The 15,991-nt window shown below is 70.9% G+C and carries 15 protein-coding genes; 11 read left to right on the top strand and 4 right to left on the bottom strand.

From position 1 onward, the window contains the following. Positions 1 to 126 precede the first annotated feature (126 nt). On the top strand, positions 127 to 435 hold the full coding sequence (locus tag ACVW00_RS11370; RefSeq protein WP_457111006.1) for a helix-turn-helix domain-containing protein: 309 nt from the start codon (positions 127 to 129) through the stop codon (positions 433 to 435). On the opposite strand, the gene ACVW00_RS11365 is transcribed toward ACVW00_RS11370, so the two are convergent. Continuing rightward, the gene (locus tag ACVW00_RS11365) at positions 395 to 1,009 is read right to left on the bottom strand and encodes a ClpP family protease (RefSeq protein WP_457111005.1); all 615 of its coding nucleotides are present in this window, start codon (positions 1,007 to 1,009) and stop codon (positions 395 to 397) included. The two genes, ACVW00_RS11370 and ACVW00_RS11365, sit on opposite strands and share 41 nt — an antisense overlap. Then, a complete protein-coding gene (locus ACVW00_RS11360; protein WP_457111004.1) occupies positions 1,006 to 1,638 on the bottom strand; it encodes a ClpP family protease in 633 nt (210 codons plus the stop codon). Before ACVW00_RS11360 ends, ACVW00_RS11365 begins: the two co-directional genes overlap by 4 nt. Before the next feature lie 89 nt (positions 1,639 to 1,727). Here ACVW00_RS11360 and ACVW00_RS11355 point away from each other — a divergent pair, with 89 nt between their 5' ends. Then, complete coding sequence (locus ACVW00_RS11355; RefSeq protein WP_457111003.1) at positions 1,728 to 2,492, top strand: polyphosphate kinase 2 family protein; 765 nt, start codon at positions 1,728 to 1,730, stop codon at positions 2,490 to 2,492. Positions 2,493 to 2,530: 38 nt separating this feature from the next. Next, positions 2,531 to 4,840: a helix-turn-helix transcriptional regulator gene (locus tag ACVW00_RS11350; RefSeq protein WP_457111002.1), complete on the top strand. Its 2,310-nt coding sequence runs from the start codon at positions 2,531 to 2,533 to the stop codon at positions 4,838 to 4,840. Here ACVW00_RS11350 and ACVW00_RS11345 read toward each other — a convergent pair. Next, on the bottom strand, positions 4,797 to 5,201 hold the full coding sequence (locus tag ACVW00_RS11345) for a response regulator transcription factor (protein ID WP_457111001.1): 405 nt from the start codon (positions 5,199 to 5,201) through the stop codon (positions 4,797 to 4,799). The two genes, ACVW00_RS11350 and ACVW00_RS11345, sit on opposite strands and share 44 nt — an antisense overlap. A gap of 294 nt (positions 5,202 to 5,495) precedes the next feature. On the opposite strand from ACVW00_RS11345, the gene hsaA reads away from it, so the two are divergent. The 6 genes from hsaA to ACVW00_RS11315 all read left to right on the top strand — a co-directional run bounded on the left by hsaA (position 5,496) and on the right by ACVW00_RS11315 (position 10,120). Continuing rightward, on the top strand, positions 5,496 to 6,662 hold the full coding sequence (hsaA, locus tag ACVW00_RS11340; RefSeq protein WP_457111000.1) for a 3-hydroxy-9,10-secoandrosta-1,3,5(10)-triene-9,17-dione monooxygenase oxygenase subunit: 1,167 nt from the start codon (positions 5,496 to 5,498) through the stop codon (positions 6,660 to 6,662). Between the two features lie 10 nt (positions 6,663 to 6,672). Next, entirely contained in the window at positions 6,673 to 7,587 is a 915-nt protein-coding gene (gene hsaD / locus ACVW00_RS11335) for a 4,5:9,10-diseco-3-hydroxy-5,9,17-trioxoandrosta-1(10),2-diene-4-oate hydrolase (protein ID WP_457110999.1), read from the top strand. Continuing rightward, on the top strand, positions 7,584 to 8,480 hold the full coding sequence (gene hsaC / locus ACVW00_RS11330; RefSeq protein ID WP_457110998.1) for an iron-dependent extradiol dioxygenase HsaC: 897 nt from the start codon (positions 7,584 to 7,586) through the stop codon (positions 8,478 to 8,480). The genes hsaD and hsaC overlap by 4 nt, the downstream gene beginning before the upstream one ends. A gap of 19 nt (positions 8,481 to 8,499) precedes the next feature. After that, complete coding sequence (locus tag ACVW00_RS11325) at positions 8,500 to 9,144, top strand: flavin reductase family protein (protein WP_457110997.1); 645 nt, start codon at positions 8,500 to 8,502, stop codon at positions 9,142 to 9,144. 69 nt (positions 9,145 to 9,213) lie between these two features. Further along, a complete protein-coding gene (locus tag ACVW00_RS11320; protein ID WP_457110996.1) occupies positions 9,214 to 9,672 on the top strand; it encodes a DUF1003 domain-containing protein in 459 nt (152 codons plus the stop codon). Positions 9,673 to 9,691: 19 nt separating this feature from the next. Further along, complete coding sequence (locus tag ACVW00_RS11315) at positions 9,692 to 10,120, top strand: TetR/AcrR family transcriptional regulator (RefSeq protein ID WP_457110995.1); 429 nt, start codon at positions 9,692 to 9,694, stop codon at positions 10,118 to 10,120. A 16-nt stretch (positions 10,121 to 10,136) separates the two neighbouring features. On the opposite strand, the gene ACVW00_RS11310 is transcribed toward ACVW00_RS11315, so the two are convergent. Then, a complete protein-coding gene (locus ACVW00_RS11310) occupies positions 10,137 to 13,961 on the bottom strand; it encodes an arabinofuranosidase catalytic domain-containing protein (RefSeq protein ID WP_457110994.1) in 3,825 nt (1,274 codons plus the stop codon). A gap of 259 nt (positions 13,962 to 14,220) precedes the next feature. On the opposite strand from ACVW00_RS11310, the gene ACVW00_RS11305 reads away from it, so the two are divergent. Both ACVW00_RS11305 and ACVW00_RS11300 read left to right on the top strand, forming a co-directional pair. After that, on the top strand, positions 14,221 to 15,135 hold the full coding sequence (locus tag ACVW00_RS11305) for a type IV toxin-antitoxin system AbiEi family antitoxin domain-containing protein (RefSeq protein ID WP_457110993.1): 915 nt from the start codon (positions 14,221 to 14,223) through the stop codon (positions 15,133 to 15,135). Positions 15,136 to 15,166: 31 nt separating this feature from the next. Continuing rightward, positions 15,167 to 15,934, top strand: a complete 768-nt coding sequence (locus tag ACVW00_RS11300) for a GNAT family N-acetyltransferase (RefSeq protein WP_457110992.1) — start codon at positions 15,167 to 15,169, stop codon at positions 15,932 to 15,934. The last annotated feature ends 57 nt before the right edge of the window (positions 15,935 to 15,991 follow it).

Here is a 15,991-nt window from a genome sequence, read left to right as displayed (position 1 = left end):
AGTCCCTGACCGTCGAGTAGCCAGTCCCTGACTGTCGAGTCGGCAGTCCCTGACCGTCGAGTCGGCAGGTTCTGCCCAGAGCAGAACCTGGACGCGGGATGGGTCCTCGCGGGCTAGCGTGGGTCCATGGGCGACGTACTCCCGTTCAAGCCGGCCACCCCGACGACCGCCGACGAGCCGCTGTGGCGCGAGCTGGTCGGCAGCCGGCTGCGCGACCGGCGGCACGAGCGCGGCGAGCGTCTCGTCGACGTCGCCGAGCGAGCCGGTGTCTCGACGCAGTACCTCTCCGAGGTCGAGCGCGGCCTGAAGGACCCGTCCTCGGAGATCCTGTCCGCCGTCGCGGGAGCGCTCGGCCTGTCGGTGCGCGAGATCGCCGGTGGGATCGGGAGCGATCTCAGAACGGAGCTGCGGGGCCCCCTGTGCCTCGCGGCCTGAGCACCTCGTCGACCAGTCCGTAGTCGACCGCGGCCGCCGCAGTCAGCACCAGGTCACGATCGGTGTCCTCGCGGATCTGCTCGGTGGTGCGCCCGGTGTGCCGCGACAGGATCTCCTCGAGCATCTTGCGGACCCGCGCGATCTCCTCGGCCTCGAGGATGAGGTCCGGGATCGTGCCGCGCCCCTGGGCGGCCGGCTGGTGCAGGACCACTCGGCCGTGCGGCAGGATCGTCCGCTTCCCGGGCTCACCACCGGCCAGCAGCACGGCGGCGGTCCACGCTGCCTGACCGACACAGGTCGTCTCGACGGGTGCCCGCACGAACTGCATGGCGTCGTAGACGGCGAGCATGGCGGTGATCGAGCCACCCGGTGAGTTGACGTACAGGTTGATCGGCAGGTCCGGGTTGTCGGACTCGAGGTGCAGCAGCTGACCGATGAGCACGTTGGCGACGCCGTCGTCGAGCTCGGTGCCGAGGTAGACGATCCGGTCCTCGAGCAGCCGGCTGAACAGGTCGACGGTGCGCTCGCCGCGGGAGGTCCGGGTCGTGACGTAGGGGACCGTGTAGCTGCTCATGCCCGTGCCCCCAGCCCGACTCGCTGCGGCCGGGCCGGCGTGACGTCGTCCATCGACTCGATGACCCGGTCGACGAAGCCGTAGTCCAGGGCCTGCTCCGCGGTGAACCAGCGATCCCTGCGCGAGTCGAGCTCGATCGTCCTGACGTCCTGGCCGGTGTGCGCGGCGACGAGGCTGAGCACCGTGTCCCGAGTGTGCCTCAGGTCGTCGGCCTGGATCTCGATGTCCATCGCGGTGCCGCCGATCCCGGCCGAGCCCTGGTGCAGCAGGATCCGGGCGTGCGGGAGCGCGAACCGCTTGCCCGGCGTACCGGCGGAGAGCAGGAACTGACCGGCACTGGCGGCCATCCCCATCGCCAGGGTGCTCACGTCGTTGGGGATCAGCCGCATCACGTCGTGGATCGCCAGCATCGCCGGCACGGACCCACCGGGGGAGTTGATCCAGAGGCTGATGTCGCTGCGCGGGTCCTCGGCCGAGAGCAGGAGCAGCTGGGTGCACAGGCGGTTGCCGTCGGCCTCCTCGAGTGCCGAGCCGAGCACGATGATCCGCTGGGCCATCAGCCGGTGGGTGAGCTCGTCGTCGATGGTCCCCCGCAGGGGCGCCCGGGTCTGCATGAGTGCTCGTGTCATGGATCCACCCTGTGGCGGCGCCGGCGGCCGGCCAAGAGGTTGCTGCCGTGGGCGGATCCGCTCTCGGCGGCACCGCCTAGCATCGACCCATGGGCCGCCTCGACCAGCTCGACCTCACCGTGCGGCTGACCGGCCGGCAGGAGAAGGAGCGGCTCGTCGCCGCCTCCAACCGGCTCGCGCAGATCCGGCTCGCCATCGGCGGCAAGTTCCCCGGCCAGTCGGACATCGGACCGGGCCTGCTGGTGCTGTTCGAGGGCTGGGACGCGTCCGGCAAGGGCGGCGCGATCAAGAGGCTCGTCGCGCCGGTGGATCCCCGACACGTGCGGGTCACGGGGTACGCCGCGCCGTCCGCCGACGAGAAGCGGCACCACTTCCTGCACCGGTTCGCGCCGGCGGTCCCGGGTCTCGGCGGCTTCGCGGTGCTGGACCGCACCTGGTACGGCCGGGTCCTCGTGGAGCGGGTCGAGGGATTCGCGACCGAGGAGCAGTGGCGACGTGCGTACGGCGAGATCCGCTCCTACGAGACGATGCTGCGCAGTGAGGGCGTGCTCGTGCTCAAGCTCTGGATGCACGTCTCGGCGGAGGAGCAGGAGCGCCGCTTCAACAAGCGGGCCGTCGACCCGCTGAAGACCTGGAAGCTCACCGAGGAGGACTGGCGCAACCGCGCCCGTCGCGCGGACTACGTGACAGCGGTCGAGGACATGCTGCGGGAGACCGACATCCCCGAGGCGCCGTGGGTGCTGGTCGAGGCCGACGACAAGCGCTTCGCCCGCGTCAAGGTGATCGAGTCGGTGATCGCGCACCTCGAGACGGGATGCGAGGCGCTCGGCTTCCCGCTGCCCCAGCCGCTCTAACCCGCTCGAACCCACCGCGCAGGGCCTACGATCCGAGCGTGGTCGGTGTCCCGCGCGGTCTCCATCTCTCGACGTTCGTCGGACGGCGCGACGAGCTCGCAAGGGTGCACGATCTGCTCCGCAGGTACCGGCTCGTCACGCTCGTCGGCACCGGCGGAGTCGGCAAGACGCGGCTCGCCGACGAGGCACTGGTGTCGCCGGACGCTCCTCCCGACATCCCGATCTGGCGGGTCGAGCTCGCCGACCTCTCCGACCCATCCCTGCTCGACCAGAAGGTCGCCGAGTGCCTGGGCCTCCGCATCGGAGCCGACACTCCCGATGCGGAGTCGCTCAGCGCTCACCTCGGCGACCACCCCGGCATCCTGTACCTGGACAACTGCGAGCACCTGCTCGAGGCCTCTGCCGCGCTGGTCGCCCTTCTGCTGGGGAGCTGCCCGAACCTCCGTGTCGTGACCACCAGCCGGCAACCGCTGGGCCTGATCGGCGAGCGGCTGTTCCCGGTGCCTCCGATGGCCCGCGCCGAGGCGGTCGGACTGTTCACCGACCGGGCACTCTCCGTCCTGCCGACCTGGGGCCCCACCGACGAGGACGCACGAGCGATCGCACAGCTCTGCGAGACGCTGGAAGGCATCCCCCTCGCGATCGAGCTCGCTGCCGTGCGGATCCGCAGCTTCTCACCCACCACGCTGCTCGATCACCTGCCCGGCGGCGCCCTTCCGGCGCCGACCCTGCGCGGTGCACCCGTACGACGGTCCTCGCTGGACGCCTGCGTGCGGTGGAGCTACGACCTGTGCGTCGAGGCAGAACGCGCCCTGTGGTCGCGGCTCTCGGTGTTCGCCGGGGGTGTCTCGGTCGCGGCCGCGCAGCACGTGTGCACCGGTCGTGGCCTGGACCCCGGCCAGGTTCTCGACGCCCTGGCCGGGCTCGTCGACAAGTCAATCCTGGAACGGGACCCGCACGAGCCCGAGGGTCGGTACCGCATGTTGGAGATCATCCGGCAATTCGGGTCGGACCGGCTTCGCGAGGACGACGAGCTCGACCTGTGGCGCAGGAGGCACGGCGCGTACTACGTCGAGCTCGCCGAGCGCTTCTCCGCCGACATGATGGGCCCGCACCAGACCGACTGGATGCGGCTGTTCAGGGCCGAGCGTGCGAACCTCAACGCGGCGTTCGACTTCGCGGTGGCCACACCTGAGGGATCGCTCACGGCACTCCGGATGGCGCCGGTGCTCGAGCACTTCTACGCGTCGTCCGGCGGCGGCGAGGAGGCGATCCGCTGGCTGCAGGTCGCGCTTGCGCACGATGTCGGTCCTCCGCGTGCTCGAGCCGCGGCGCTGCGGGTCGGGACCTTCGTCGCGAGCATCATGGCGAGTACGCAGGTCGCCGAAGCGTTCCTCGTCGACCTGCGGACCCTGGAGCGGGACCTCCCCGACGACGACCGCGTCCGTGCGGAGCTCCTGTACGCCGAGTCGGTGTGGCGAGCCTTCTCGGGCGACGCCGAGACCGGCGCGCGGGTCGCCGCAGACGGAGTGGAGCTCCTTCACCGGCTCCGGGAGGACTGGCTGGAGGCGAACCTGCTGTTCCTGCGCGGCCTGATGCTCGGCTGGGCGGACCGGCCCGACGAAGCGGCGGCGGCCTACCGCGCGTGCCTCGAGATCGGAGAGCCGCAGGGCGAGCGGTGGCTGACGAGCTACTCGAAGTGGGGGCTGGGGCTCGACGCGCTCAATGCCGGGCGGTTCGACGAGGCGATCACCCTGGAGCGCGACGCATTGCGGGCCAAGGTCGACTTCGGCGACACCCTCGGCATCGGACTGACGATCGAGGTGCTCTCCTGGGCCGCGGCCGAACAGCGGCGAGGTCGCGAGGCGGCGTTGTTGCACGGTGCTGCCGCCTCGATCTGGGACCTCATCGGGATGACGGTGGCCGCGATGCCCTACGTATCACGCCGGCGAGAGGCAGGCATCGCGCTGATCGGGCGCCTGCTCGGCGCCGACGAGTTCGACCGGCTCGTCGAGGAGGGACGTGCCCTGCCCCGCGAGCAGGCGATTGCGGTCGCGCTCGGCGACGCACGGACGCCGGACGAGAGATCCGCGAGTGTCCTGACCCGGCGCGAGCGCGAGATCGCAGGGCTGGTCGCCGAAGGAGGCAGCAACCGGGCGATCGCCGAGGCCCTGGTCATCTCTGTCCGGACCGTCGAGTCCCACGTCGAGAGCCTGATGCGGAAGCTCGGCGTCACGACGCGCACGAAGGTGGCGGCGGCGCTCGCCGAGGTGGCCCCCACCGATCAGGGTCCCCCGAGCGACCTCATGCCTCCAGCACCGTCGACATCACCTGGACCAGCTGCCTGAGGGACGTTCCCTTGACGACGTACTGAGCGGCGCCGCCCGCCAGTGCCTGCTCGGCGGCTGCACCCTCGTTCTCTCCCGAGAACACGACGACCCGGGTGGCCGGAGCGGCCCGCAGGATGGCCGGCAACGCTTCGAGTCCGTCCATGCGTGGCATGCGCAGGTCGAGCAGGACGAGGTCTGGCTGCAGGAGCGTGGCCAGGGCAAGGCCCTCCGCACCGTCGCAGGCCTCGCCGACGACCGCGAAGCCTTCCGTGGCGTCGAGCCGGAGCCGGATCAGGTCGCGCAGGTCGTCGCAGTCGTCGACGACCAGCACGCGGAAGGGCCGGCTCGGCTCCGCGCTCGGACTTGTTCCCTCGGTCACCGAGCGGTTCCCGGGGTGCTCGGGACCGCCGGGCGCGCTGTGTCGACGGCCCGGCACCGTCCGTGCGCGAGAATTGCCATGGTCTTTCCCTCCTGGAGCTGGTCCGTCGATGGTGCGTGCATCCGCGCCGGGACACACCCGTAGGGCTACGGAGAAGCAGTACGGAAATCGCCCACCTGAGCGCGCCAGGCTCTGCTCCGGGAGGGTCGTGGGGGCGGAACCGCCCGGTTCATTGCCGCACAGGTAGAACGTGTTCTAGTATTGGTCGGAGCACCCGACGACCGAGGAGAAGTCATGAGTCAGGCAGTCCTGGACGGCATCCGTGACCTGCTGCCCACGCTCCGCGAGCGCGCGGACGAGGCGGAGCGGCTCCGGGTCGTGCCGGAGGCCTCGGTCAAGGAGATCGAGGAGACCGGCTTCTTCCGGATGCTGCAGCCCAAGCGGTTCGACGGGCTCGAGGCCGATCCGATCGACTTCTACACGGCGGTCCGCGACATCGCGAGCGCCTGCGGCTCCACGGGCTGGGTCTCCAGCGTGCTCGGCGTCCACCCCTGGCAGGTGGCGCTGTTCGCCGACGACGCCCAGCAGGCGGTCTGGGGCTCGGACACCAACGTCCGGCTGAGCTCGTCGTACGCGCCGACCGGCAAGGCGACGCTCGCCGACGGCGGCTACACGCTCTCGGGCAAGTGGAGCTTCTCCTCGGGCTGCGACCACGCCACCTGGGTGCTGCTCGGTGGCCTGGTGTTCAACGCCGACGGCAACGTCGTGGACTTCAAGACCTTCATGGTGCCGCGCGACAAGTACCGCATCGAGGACGTCTGGAACGTGGTCGGCCTGCGCGGCACCGGGTCCAACGACATCGTCGTCGAGGACGTGTTCATCCCCCAGGCGTTCACCCTCTCGATGAGCGAGACCGGGCAGTGCAAGGGCCCGGGCCAAGAACAAAACAGCGCAGATCTCTATAAATTGCCGTTCCACTCGATCTTCACCACGACCATCTGCACGCCGATCATCGGGATGGCCTACGGCGCCTACGCCGAGCACGTCGACATGCAGCAGAAGCGCGTGCGGGCTGCGTACCTCGGGGAGAAGGCGTCCCTCGACCCGTTCGCCGCAGTTCGCATCGCGCGCGCTTCCAGCGACATCGACGCCGCCTGGGCGCTGGCGATGAACAACATCCGCGAGGAGGTCGCGCTCGTCGAGAGGGGCGAGCCGATCCCGCTCGGCCTCCGGCTGAAGGTACGCCGCGACCAGGTGCTCGGCACGCAGCGGTCCATCGACGCGATCGACGCGCTGTTCGAGGCGTCCGGCGGTCGCGCGCTCGCCGAGGGCACCTACCTCCAGCGTGCCTGGCGCGACGCCCACGCCGGTCGCGTGCACGCCGCCAACGACCCCGAGCGCGCCCTCCAGATGTACGGCGCCCACGAGTTCGGCCACAAGATCGACCCGGGGATGTACTGAGCGGGATGCGATGACTGACTTCTCGAAAGAGGCCACCCAGCGGTCGGCCAAGGCCGGCGACATCACCCTGAACTACTACGAGGCTGCGCCCGAGGGCGGCGTCTCGACCGTGGGCGGTGGTCTGCCGTTCGTGCTGCTGCACGGCGGCGGACCGGGTGCGTCGGCGTGGAGCAACTTCGGGTCGGCGCTTCCACGCTTCGCGACCAGCTTCCGCACCCTGCTGGTCGACCAGCCCGGGTTCGGCGCCTCGGACAAGCCGGAGGTCGCGGCGAACTACTTCCGGCACGCTGCCGGCTACCTGCTGCGGTTCCTCGACGAGCTGGAGATCGACCGGATCCACCTGCTCGGGAACTCCCTCGGCGGAGGCACCGCGACGCGGTTCGCCCTGGAGTACCCCGACCGGGTCGGCCGCCTGGTGCTGATGGGCCCGGGTGGTCTGTCGCTCAACCTGCTCCACGCCGACCCGACCGAGGGCGTCAAGCGACTGATGGACTTCAGCATGGCGCCGAGCCGCGAGGCACTGCGCGCGTTCATCTCCACCATGGTCGTCGACCAGTCCCTGGTCACCGACGAGCTCGTCGAGGAGCGGTACGCCGATGCGACCGCGCCCGGCTCTCTCGAGGCGATGCGCTCGATGGGTGCGTCCTTCTGGAACCCCGAGTGGGCCGAGGACGGCATGCTCTGGCGCGAGGTGCACAAGCTCCGCAAGCACACGCTGCTGACCTGGGGTCGCGAGGACCGGGTCAACCCGCTCGACGGCGCGCTGGTCGCCCTCAAGCAGATCCCGAAGGCCCAGCTGCATGTGTTCCCGAATTGCGGTCACTGGGCGCAGATCGAGGCCGCCGAGGAGTTTGCCGAGATCACCACGGCGTTCCTCGCCCGCCACGTCGAATCTCGACAGGCTCGATCACCGGAGGTGTCATGACCATCGACATCAGGTCCATGGGCTACATCCGGGTCGCCAGCACCGACCTCGACCAGTGGCGCACCTTCGCCGAGAAGGTGCTCGGGCTGGCCGCCGGGCGCGGCCCGAACCCCGACCACCTCTACTACCGCATCGACGAGGTCTCGGCGCGTGTCGTGGTCTTCCCCTCCGACGTCGACCAGCTCGACGCGACCGGCTGGGAGGTCGCTGACCACCAGGCGCTGCACGCAGCCCGCCTGCACCTCAAGGAGGCCGGAGTCGTCTTCGAGGAGGGCACCAGCGAGGAGCTCGCCGAACGCCGTGTCCAGGAGCTGATCCGGTTCACCGACCCGTGGGACAACGTCTTCGAGCTCTTCCACGGCATCACGTACGAGTCCCGACCCGTCGTCACGCCGTACGCCGCGACATTCGTCACCGGCGACCAGGGGATGGGCCACATCGTCATCCCGGTCACCGACGACGTGGAGGCGCTGCGCTTCTACACCGAGGTGCTCGGCTTCCGGCTGCGTGACTCGATGAGCATGCCGGGTGAGTTCGTCGGCAAGGAGCCCGGGTCCAAGGTGTGGCTGCGGTTCCTCGGGGTCAACCCGCGACACCACAGCCTGGCGTTCCTGCCGATGCCGAACCCCGCGAAGTGCGTCCACGTGATGCTCGAGGTCGACGAGCTCGACCACGTCGGCCGGGCGCTCGAGCGCGTGCGCAAGCACAAGGCACCGCTCTCGGCCACGCTGGGCCGGCACATGAACGACGAGATGGTGTCGTTCTACGTGAAGTCCCCGGGTGGGTTCGACGTGGAGTTCGGCTGCGAGGGCCTCCGCGTCGACGACCACCGGTGGGTCGCACGGGAGAGCACTGCCGTCTCGTACTGGGGCCACAGCTTCGGGGGGCAGTGACCCCGTGAAGAATGGCCCGGTGACCAGACAGCCTTCCGGCGGCGAGATCCCCGAGGGGATGAGCGAGGACGCCCGGGACACGTGGCCGAGCGCCGAGCTGATCAAGTCCTGGCTGGGCAACGAGCTCGACTTCGAGCTGCGCCTGGGCGAGCACACGCCGATCCCCGACGACCCGGAGTCGGCGGCCCGCGCACGGCGCTTCCGCGACGTGCTCGGCCTGTTCGCGAGCGGGGTCACCGTGGTCACCACGATGTCCGAGGGGGAGCCGATCGGGATGACCTGCCAGTCGTTCTCCTCGGTGTCGCTGGAGCCGCCGCTGGTGATGTTCTCGCCGGCGAAGACCTCCCGGGCCTGGCCCCGGATCCAGCGCGCGGGCTACTTCTGCGTGAACATCCTGGCTGCCCACCAGGCCGAGGTGTCCACCGCGATGGCCACCAAGGGCAGCGACAAGTACGACGGCATCGGCTGGCGTCCGGCGGCCACGGGCGCACCGCTTCTCGACGGAGTCCTGGGCTTCGTCGACTGCACCGTCCACTCGGTCCACGAGGCCGGCGACCACTACGTGGTGCTCGGGCGCGTCAAGGAGCTCGGCTTCGGCGACGAGGACAGCAAGCCGCTGCTGTACTACCGCGGCGCCTACGACACCGTGACCCGCGAGGACTGAGCGCGGCCGGTTCGTGTCGTCGGATGCGCGATGATTCACGCGAGACACGACCCGGAGGTGGCAATCGAGATGACCAGCCCGCAGACGGCGGCGGCCGGCCCACGCAGCACGGCGCCCGACGTCCAGAGCCACCCGGCCTACCAGCAGGTCGCCGAGCGGCGCGCCGCCCGGGTGCAGCTGCGCGTGGCAGACGCGATCACGAAGTTCGCCGGCTCGATGTGGTTCGTCTACCTGCACATCGCCGCGTTCGCGGCCTGGATGCTGCTGGCCGAGTCCTCGCCCTGGCCCACCTTGACGCTGGTCGTCTCGCTCGAGGCGATCTTCCTCTCGACGTTCGTGATGATCGGGCAGAACCGGCAGGCGGCGTACCAGCAGGCGAAGGCCGACCACGACTTCGTCGAGCAGGAGCTCGAGCTCAAGACCAACACCGAGATCACCCGGTCCATCCACGCGCTCACCGCCGAGCTGCACCGCCGGTTGATCCCGGGGGAGGCGGTCTCCGACCTCCCGGCGACCCCGCCGGCCTGACCCTGACTACCGTGGACGCGTGAGCGCGCCCGTGTTTCCCGACTCGCCGGCCGTCGTGGCGGCGCACGAGTCGGCCCGGGCCCGCGCCGAGGCCGACCCCGACGAGGCGGTCAGGGACTTCAGCGACCGCCTGCTGCGCACCTTCCTCTCCCTGTGCGAGAACCCGCGGACCCGCCAGGGCATGCTCCGGATGGTGCGCTCGTCGGTCGGCAGCGCGCGCGCCGGGCGTGCGTTCTACCGGGTGCTGAACCGGACGGTCGTCAACCCCGCAGCGCGGGCCGCCGGTGTTCAGGCGTCCGCGCTGCGCTACGAGCTGGTCTGCGGGCAGCTCGTCGGGCTGGCGATGATGCGCTACGTGCTGCAGGTCGAGCCGGTCGCGTCGGCTCCCGCCGACGAGATCCTGCGCCAGTTCGCCCCCGCGATCAGGGCGACCCTCAAGGGCTCCTGACCCAGGAGGCGCACGATCACTGCGCCCACGGGGTCGCCTCCAGCCAGGTCGAGTCCTCGGCCCACGACGCCGCGTCGTCCCAGGCGTTGGTGCCCCCGTTGCTCGCCAGGTACGCCGCACCCTGGTAGGCGCGGACGTACTTCTCTGTGAAGTTCACCGACTGGTACGACACACCTTGTCCGCTGTTGCCCGGCTTGGCGCAGAAGGTCGCGTCCTGCGCGAAGAGGGAGCTCCCGTCGTCGGGCTGCAGGTGCAGCACGAAGTTCTCGTGCCGCAGGTAGCTGCCCGGCCTGTTGACCGACTCGAACGACACGCAGCTGGGATCCGCGAGGCCGGCTGCCTTGACGAAGGTCGCGTCCTGCTTGACCGCAGTGGAGCTCGACGAGGTCACCGGCGACACCAGCACGTCGGTGCCGGCGTCCTCGTGCCGCAGGTACGTCGACGCGCTGCCGCTCGTCTGCAGAGACACCAGCGGGCCGGCGTCGAGCGCGCTCTCGTTGCTCGCTCCCGGAGTCGGCTTGCGGGTCGTGATGAAGTCGGCACAGTTGCTGTCCGTGTCCGCCCCGTCCGGGTAGCGGGCGGCGCTGCTCCCGGGGCCGGACGTCGTCGCCGGTACGGCGGCCGTGCACCCGGCGCGACCCGAGCCCGACGTTCCCTGGTAGCCCTCGGCGAGCCAGGGGTCGACCAGCCGGCCGTAGTTCAGGCTGTCGGCCACGTGTCCGGCGGCGTCGCGCAGCACCATGTTGCCCGCGCCTGCGAGGGCCGGTCCGCCGAACCACTGGTCGGGTGCCGGTGACCCTTGGTAGCCGGCCTTGTTGACCGCGTCGTCCACGACGGCCGCATTGACGCCGTGGCTGCTCTCCAGCGGCTTGTCGAGAGTGATGCCGCTGCCCAGGGGGCGCACCGGCTCGTTGCTGGAGTGGGCGAAGCGGGTCGCCGGGGTGAACGTCACACCGGTACCGCGATCGCTGAAGGGCAGGTTCGACGAGTGCGCGAACTTCAGGGGCGCGGCCAGGGTGAGGCCGGTGCCGCCCGATCCGGGAGTGCCGACCGACGCGACGGTGACCTTCTCGATCCGAGAGTCGATGTCGAGCCGGATGCTGTCGCCGGCGGTGATGTTGGCCGTCGAGGTCACCTTGAGGGTGGATGAGCCCGCAGTCGCCGGAGCGGCCAGGTAGGCCTGGGTGCCGCGCTTGCCCACCGCGGTCACCGTGGCTGTCTCGATCCGGTCCCCGTAACCGACGGCCACCTTCTGGCCGACCGTGAACCCGGCGGTGCTCGTGACCGGGACGTTGGTCGAGCCGGCGGGCACGGTGATGACCGGACCGTCCGGCAGCGGCTGCCACAGGGGCGTGCCGGCGCTCGCGGCGGTCGCGTCGCTGATGATCGTCGCGTCGTGGCCCTTGCCCGACGAGTCCAGCGCGGTCGGGCCCGAGGCCTCGTCGAACTTGTACGACGCGACGTTGCCCGCCCCGGCCTGGCCGCCGGCCAGCGCCGTGACCTCGGCGTCGGAGAGCGCGTGGTCGTAGAGCTGGAAGTCGTCGACGGCGGCGTTGAGGTAGGGGTCGGGGTACTGCGAGCGGCCGATCCAGTTCTGCGTCGTGCTCCCCAGGCTCGAGGGGTGCAGCGTCATGTTGGGGTTGGTCGCCACCAGGTTGCCGTTGAGGTACAGCCGACCGGTGTTGCCGGTCAGGGTGACCGCGACGTGCGACCAGGTGTTCAGCGGCAGCTGGCCGCCGCCCGTGAGCTGCTGCTCGGCGCCGTTGCCGGTCTTGGTGACCGCGAACCGCAGGCCCGAGCCGCCACCGTCCACCGTGAGGAACATGTTGGTCCCGGTGCCGCTGCCGAAGTCGAAGATCCGCGACCACGTGCTGGTCGCCGACGGGTTGACCCAGGCGGAGGCGGTGAAGTCGTCCAGCCCGCTGACGATCCCCTCCGGCAGGGCGACGTACTCACCGTTGCCCGAGAGCCGGACGGCGTTGCCGAGCTTGCCGGGCGCCCGCGGCCCGGTCGCGCCGGTGCTCGTGATCGCCGAGATCGTGCGCGTCTCCGCGCCGGGCCCGCTGCCGATCCGGACCTGTTGCCCGGGGGCGAGGCCAGTCGTGCTGCGGACGTTGATCGAGCTGTCGCCCGCGTCTGCGGGGGCGGCGAGCCCTGAGGTCGCCAGACCGAGCAGGTAGGCCTTGCCGGCGCCCAGCTTCGTCCCGGCAGGGACCGTGATCGTGGAGTCCACGGCCTGCTCGGCCGGGTGCTCGGTCAGCGTCCAGCCCGAGAGGTCGACGGTGCTGTCGCCGGAGTTGTAGAGCTCGATGAACGAGTCTGTCGGGTCGGCGTCGGTGCCGATCCGGTACTCGTTGATCTTGATCGGGCTGGTGTTCCTGACGTGCTCGGTCGTCGTCCCCGCGCGGCGCGAGCCCTGTCCCGGTGTGGTCCACGAGTCCTGGCCGACGAGGTCGCCCTCGAACGCGATCGGACCCGACGTCACCGTGAAGGTGGCGCTCACGCTCGCTCCCGGTGCGACCGAGTCGAAGGTCTTCGACGTGTCGGCGGTCCCGGTCACCACGGAGGTCCAGCCACTGGGCACCGTGAGGCCGAGCTTGACGCCGGCTGCCGTTGCGCCGGTCGTGTTCGTGAACGTCTCGGTCACCTGCTGGCCGGCGCCCGGCGCGAACGTCTGCACGCCCGGCGGGGTGTCCGTCGCGGAGGCGGGCGTCAGGGTCAGCTGCGGCACGTCGTACGCCGCCTTGACGATGTTGGCCTGGACCGCGTGGTCCGTGCTGTCGCTGGGGTAGCCGGCGGTCATGACGCCCTCGTAGAACGTGCCCTGCGAGCCGACGCTGTTGTCCCCGCCGTTGCCGAGGACGATGGCGCCCTGCTTGCGCATCGGGTCGTAGCTGGGGCCGATCCGGGGGCCGTCGTACATGGTGGCCAGGTCGCCGTGCTGGGCGTCGCCACCCAGGGAAGCCCAGTGGTGCGGCTCGCCCTTGGCCACTGCCGTCACGAAGCGTGAGGTCATCGTGGGCAGGTCGGCGCAGAGCTTCGAGGTGCTGCCCGGGTTGACGCAGCCGACGAGGTTGTTCTCCTGGTCGGTCATCACCCACGGGCCCGGCGGGTTGCCGTGGTACCACCACGGGGCGTTGCCGAAGTAGGAGGTCTCCATCGTCCCGTCCCCGTCGTCGCGGCTGTCGGTCTCGCCGTTGCCGTAGTCGAAGCAGCAGCCGTCGTTGTAGTGCTGGCCGTTGACCACCCAGTACATGCCCTCGGGCTCGTCGTCGACCGCGATGCCGCGGGTGTCGTTGTTGCGCAGCCCCATGCCGGGCTCGATGAAGATGCCGTAGGCCTTGTGCCCGGACACCGTGATCGGGGCCATGTCGGCGACCGGCAGGTTGTTGGCGCCGCCCATCGCCGGCCCGGTGAACGCTCCTCGAGGCGCCTGCGTGAGGTCGTTGTGCTGCGGCGACTGGTCGTACAACGTCGTGATCAGGCAGGTCGTGTCCGCACAGAAGGCGTCCTGGGCAGCCGAGTCGGCGTAGCCGCCGGCATCGGGGAACGGCTTGAGGCTCGGCTCGACGACCCCGACGTCCTTCAGCTTGCCGTCGGAGAGCCGGCGGACCTGGTAGAGCGGCCCGTGGTAGCCGGCGTACAGGGCGCGGGTGGTGCTGTGCGCGGCGACGCACGGCGTGCCCCCGGCGGCGTAGAGGTCGCACGGGCCCTGTGGCCTGGCCGGGGCCTGCGCCTTGGCCTGTGCCGGGCCCGCGAGGAGCGCGGTGCCCGTCAGCGCGAGTGTGGCCAGCAGAACGGCGAGGAGGTGGACCGGACGGTGCCACACGATTCTGAACATGGACGACTCCCTGGCTTCCCGAGTTGCGAGGCTGTAGCGGCCATGTGTTGGACGTCACAGTCGTACGGTCGGCAATGTTTGCGCTAACATCCGGATCCGTCAAGACCCCAGATCCCGTGCCGGACGTGCGTCCGGGATGCGGGATCCGTGCGCCCGGAGGCAGTCGTAGCCGGGTGTGTGCGTTCACATTCGTGGCCCGGGAGCCGCACCCTGTGGATACGCCTGACGGGGACGGCGCGTCGTGGGCCATCGTGAGCCGATGGACACCTCGCCGACGCCCCTGGTGGCGCTGCCGCTCGACCCGATCTCGCCGAGGCTGCCGCTCGAGGAGCCGTTCACCCCGGTGATGGCCGCCCGCGCCGGCATCGGCCGCGCGGTGCTCGACCGCCTCCACCGCGACGGCAGGGTGCGCCGGCTCCTGCGCGGCGTCTACGTCGACGCGACCGTGCCGGCGTCGGTGACCCTGCGGGCTCGAGCGCTCGCCCTCGTGACCGGCGAGGCGCAGGTCCTCGTCGGGCAGACCGCCGCCTGGCTCCACGGTGTGGACGTCCCACGGGCAGACCCGGACGGACCGGTGCCGATCGAGGTGCGTGGCCGCCGGCGGCTGCCGGATCGCGATCGCGGCCGGGCGACCCGGTACGCCGACCGCGACCTGGAGACGATCGGCGGCGTCCGCTGCACCACCGCGCTGCGCACGGCACTCGACCTCGGTCGCTGGCTGGCACCCGACCGTGCGCTTGCCGCGCTGGACGGGCTGCTCGCCCTGCGCGCCTTCCCGCACACCGCGCTGATGGCCGAGCTGCCCCGGTTCGGTGGGTCGCAGGGCGTGGTCCAGCTGCGAGAGCTGGCCGCGCTCGCCGACGGCCGTGCCGAGGGCGCTGCCGAGTCGGTGCTCAGGATGCGGTGGCTGGACGGACGGCTGCCGACTCCGACGCCCGGCCTGCTCGTCCCCGGCCCTGGCGAGCAGGTGCGGCTGGGGCTCGGCCTCGAGCTCCACCGCTTCGGAGCGGCGCTCGCCGGCAGGCTCACCGACGCGGAACGCAGCGGCGTGTCGTCGCTCGGGTGGCGGGTCGTCGTACTGGCTCCGGAGCGGGTGCTGCGCAGCGACCCCACCTTCGTGATCGGCCACCTCGAGCGGGAGTTCCACCTGCACCTGCTCGAGCAGGTGGGGTGAGCGGGGCCGCGCGCCGGGTACCTTCGCCCGCATGGATCTCCCCCTGGGCTGGCGCACCGACCTGGCCGTACGACGGGCCGGCGGCTCGACGGTCGACGAGCTGGCCGACCACCTCGTCGTGCGCAGTCCTGACAACCCCGCGTTCCACTGGGGCAACTTCGTGCTGGTGACCGATCCGGGCGCCGTCGACGACGCGGACCGCTGGGTGTCGACCTTCGAGAAGGAGTTCCCTGGCGCCGAGCACCGGGCCATCGGGCTCGTTGCGGAGCCGGGCGACGACTCAGGCTGGTACCAGCAGGGTCTCGTCGTCGAGCACGAGGACGTCCTCGGTGCGGACCGCCGACCGGAGCCGACGCCGGTGCCCCAGGGCTACCTGGTCCGTCGACTCGGGACGCACGAGGACTGGTCGCAGTCGACCGGCCTCGAGCTCGACGAGTATCCCGGCGACGCGGAGTTCCACCATGCCGCGACCGCGACCCGGGCCCGGATGAGCGAGCGCGGAGTCGCTGCCTGGTTCGGGGCGTTCCACGGCGACCGGCTCGTCGCGCAGCTCGGGATCGTCGACTGCGGCGACGCCGTGGCGCGCTACCAGGCGGTGCTCACCGCCGCCGACCACCGCCGCCATGGCCTGGCGAGCCACCTGCTCGGCGAGGCCGCGGGCTGGGCCGCCGACCGCCGTGCCCGGAGCTGGGTGATCGTCGCCGACGCGGACAGTCCGGCGAGCCGGCTCTACCAGGGTCGCGGGTTCGGGCTGGCTGGACGTTCGTCGCAGGCGTACCGCCGGCCGGCTTCGCGGTGACGGTGACCGACCGCGGCTAGGGCCGCCGTCGCGGTCCGCGGGTGCCCGGTGCAGTCA

This window comes from Marmoricola sp. URHA0025 HA25 (genome assembly GCF_054059435.1).
This window is presented reverse-complemented; position numbering and strand designations above follow the sequence as displayed.

Excerpts from the sequence above, each read along its gene's own strand:
- hsaD (WP_457110999.1), top strand. The coding sequence starts at position 6,673 with ATGACTGACTTCTCGAAAGAGGCCACCCAGCGGTCGGCCAAGGCCGGC.
- ACVW00_RS11365 (WP_457111005.1), bottom strand. The coding sequence starts at position 1,009 with ATGAGCAGCTACACGGTCCCCTACGTCACGACCCGGACCTCCCGCGGC.
- ACVW00_RS11355 (WP_457111003.1), top strand. The coding sequence starts at position 1,728 with ATGGGCCGCCTCGACCAGCTCGACCTCACCGTGCGGCTGACCGGCCGG.
- ACVW00_RS11300 (WP_457110992.1), top strand. The coding sequence starts at position 15,167 with ATGGATCTCCCCCTGGGCTGGCGCACCGACCTGGCCGTACGACGGGCC.
- ACVW00_RS11360 (WP_457111004.1), bottom strand. The coding sequence starts at position 1,638 with ATGACACGAGCACTCATGCAGACCCGGGCGCCCCTGCGGGGGACCATC.
- hsaC (WP_457110998.1), top strand. The coding sequence starts at position 7,584 with ATGACCATCGACATCAGGTCCATGGGCTACATCCGGGTCGCCAGCACC.
- hsaA (WP_457111000.1), top strand. The coding sequence starts at position 5,496 with ATGAGTCAGGCAGTCCTGGACGGCATCCGTGACCTGCTGCCCACGCTC.
- ACVW00_RS11320 (WP_457110996.1), top strand. The coding sequence starts at position 9,214 with ATGACCAGCCCGCAGACGGCGGCGGCCGGCCCACGCAGCACGGCGCCC.
- ACVW00_RS11305 (WP_457110993.1), top strand. The coding sequence starts at position 14,221 with ATGGACACCTCGCCGACGCCCCTGGTGGCGCTGCCGCTCGACCCGATC.
- ACVW00_RS11310 (WP_457110994.1), bottom strand. The coding sequence starts at position 13,961 with ATGTTCAGAATCGTGTGGCACCGTCCGGTCCACCTCCTCGCCGTTCTG.
- ACVW00_RS11370 (WP_457111006.1), top strand. The coding sequence starts at position 127 with ATGGGCGACGTACTCCCGTTCAAGCCGGCCACCCCGACGACCGCCGAC.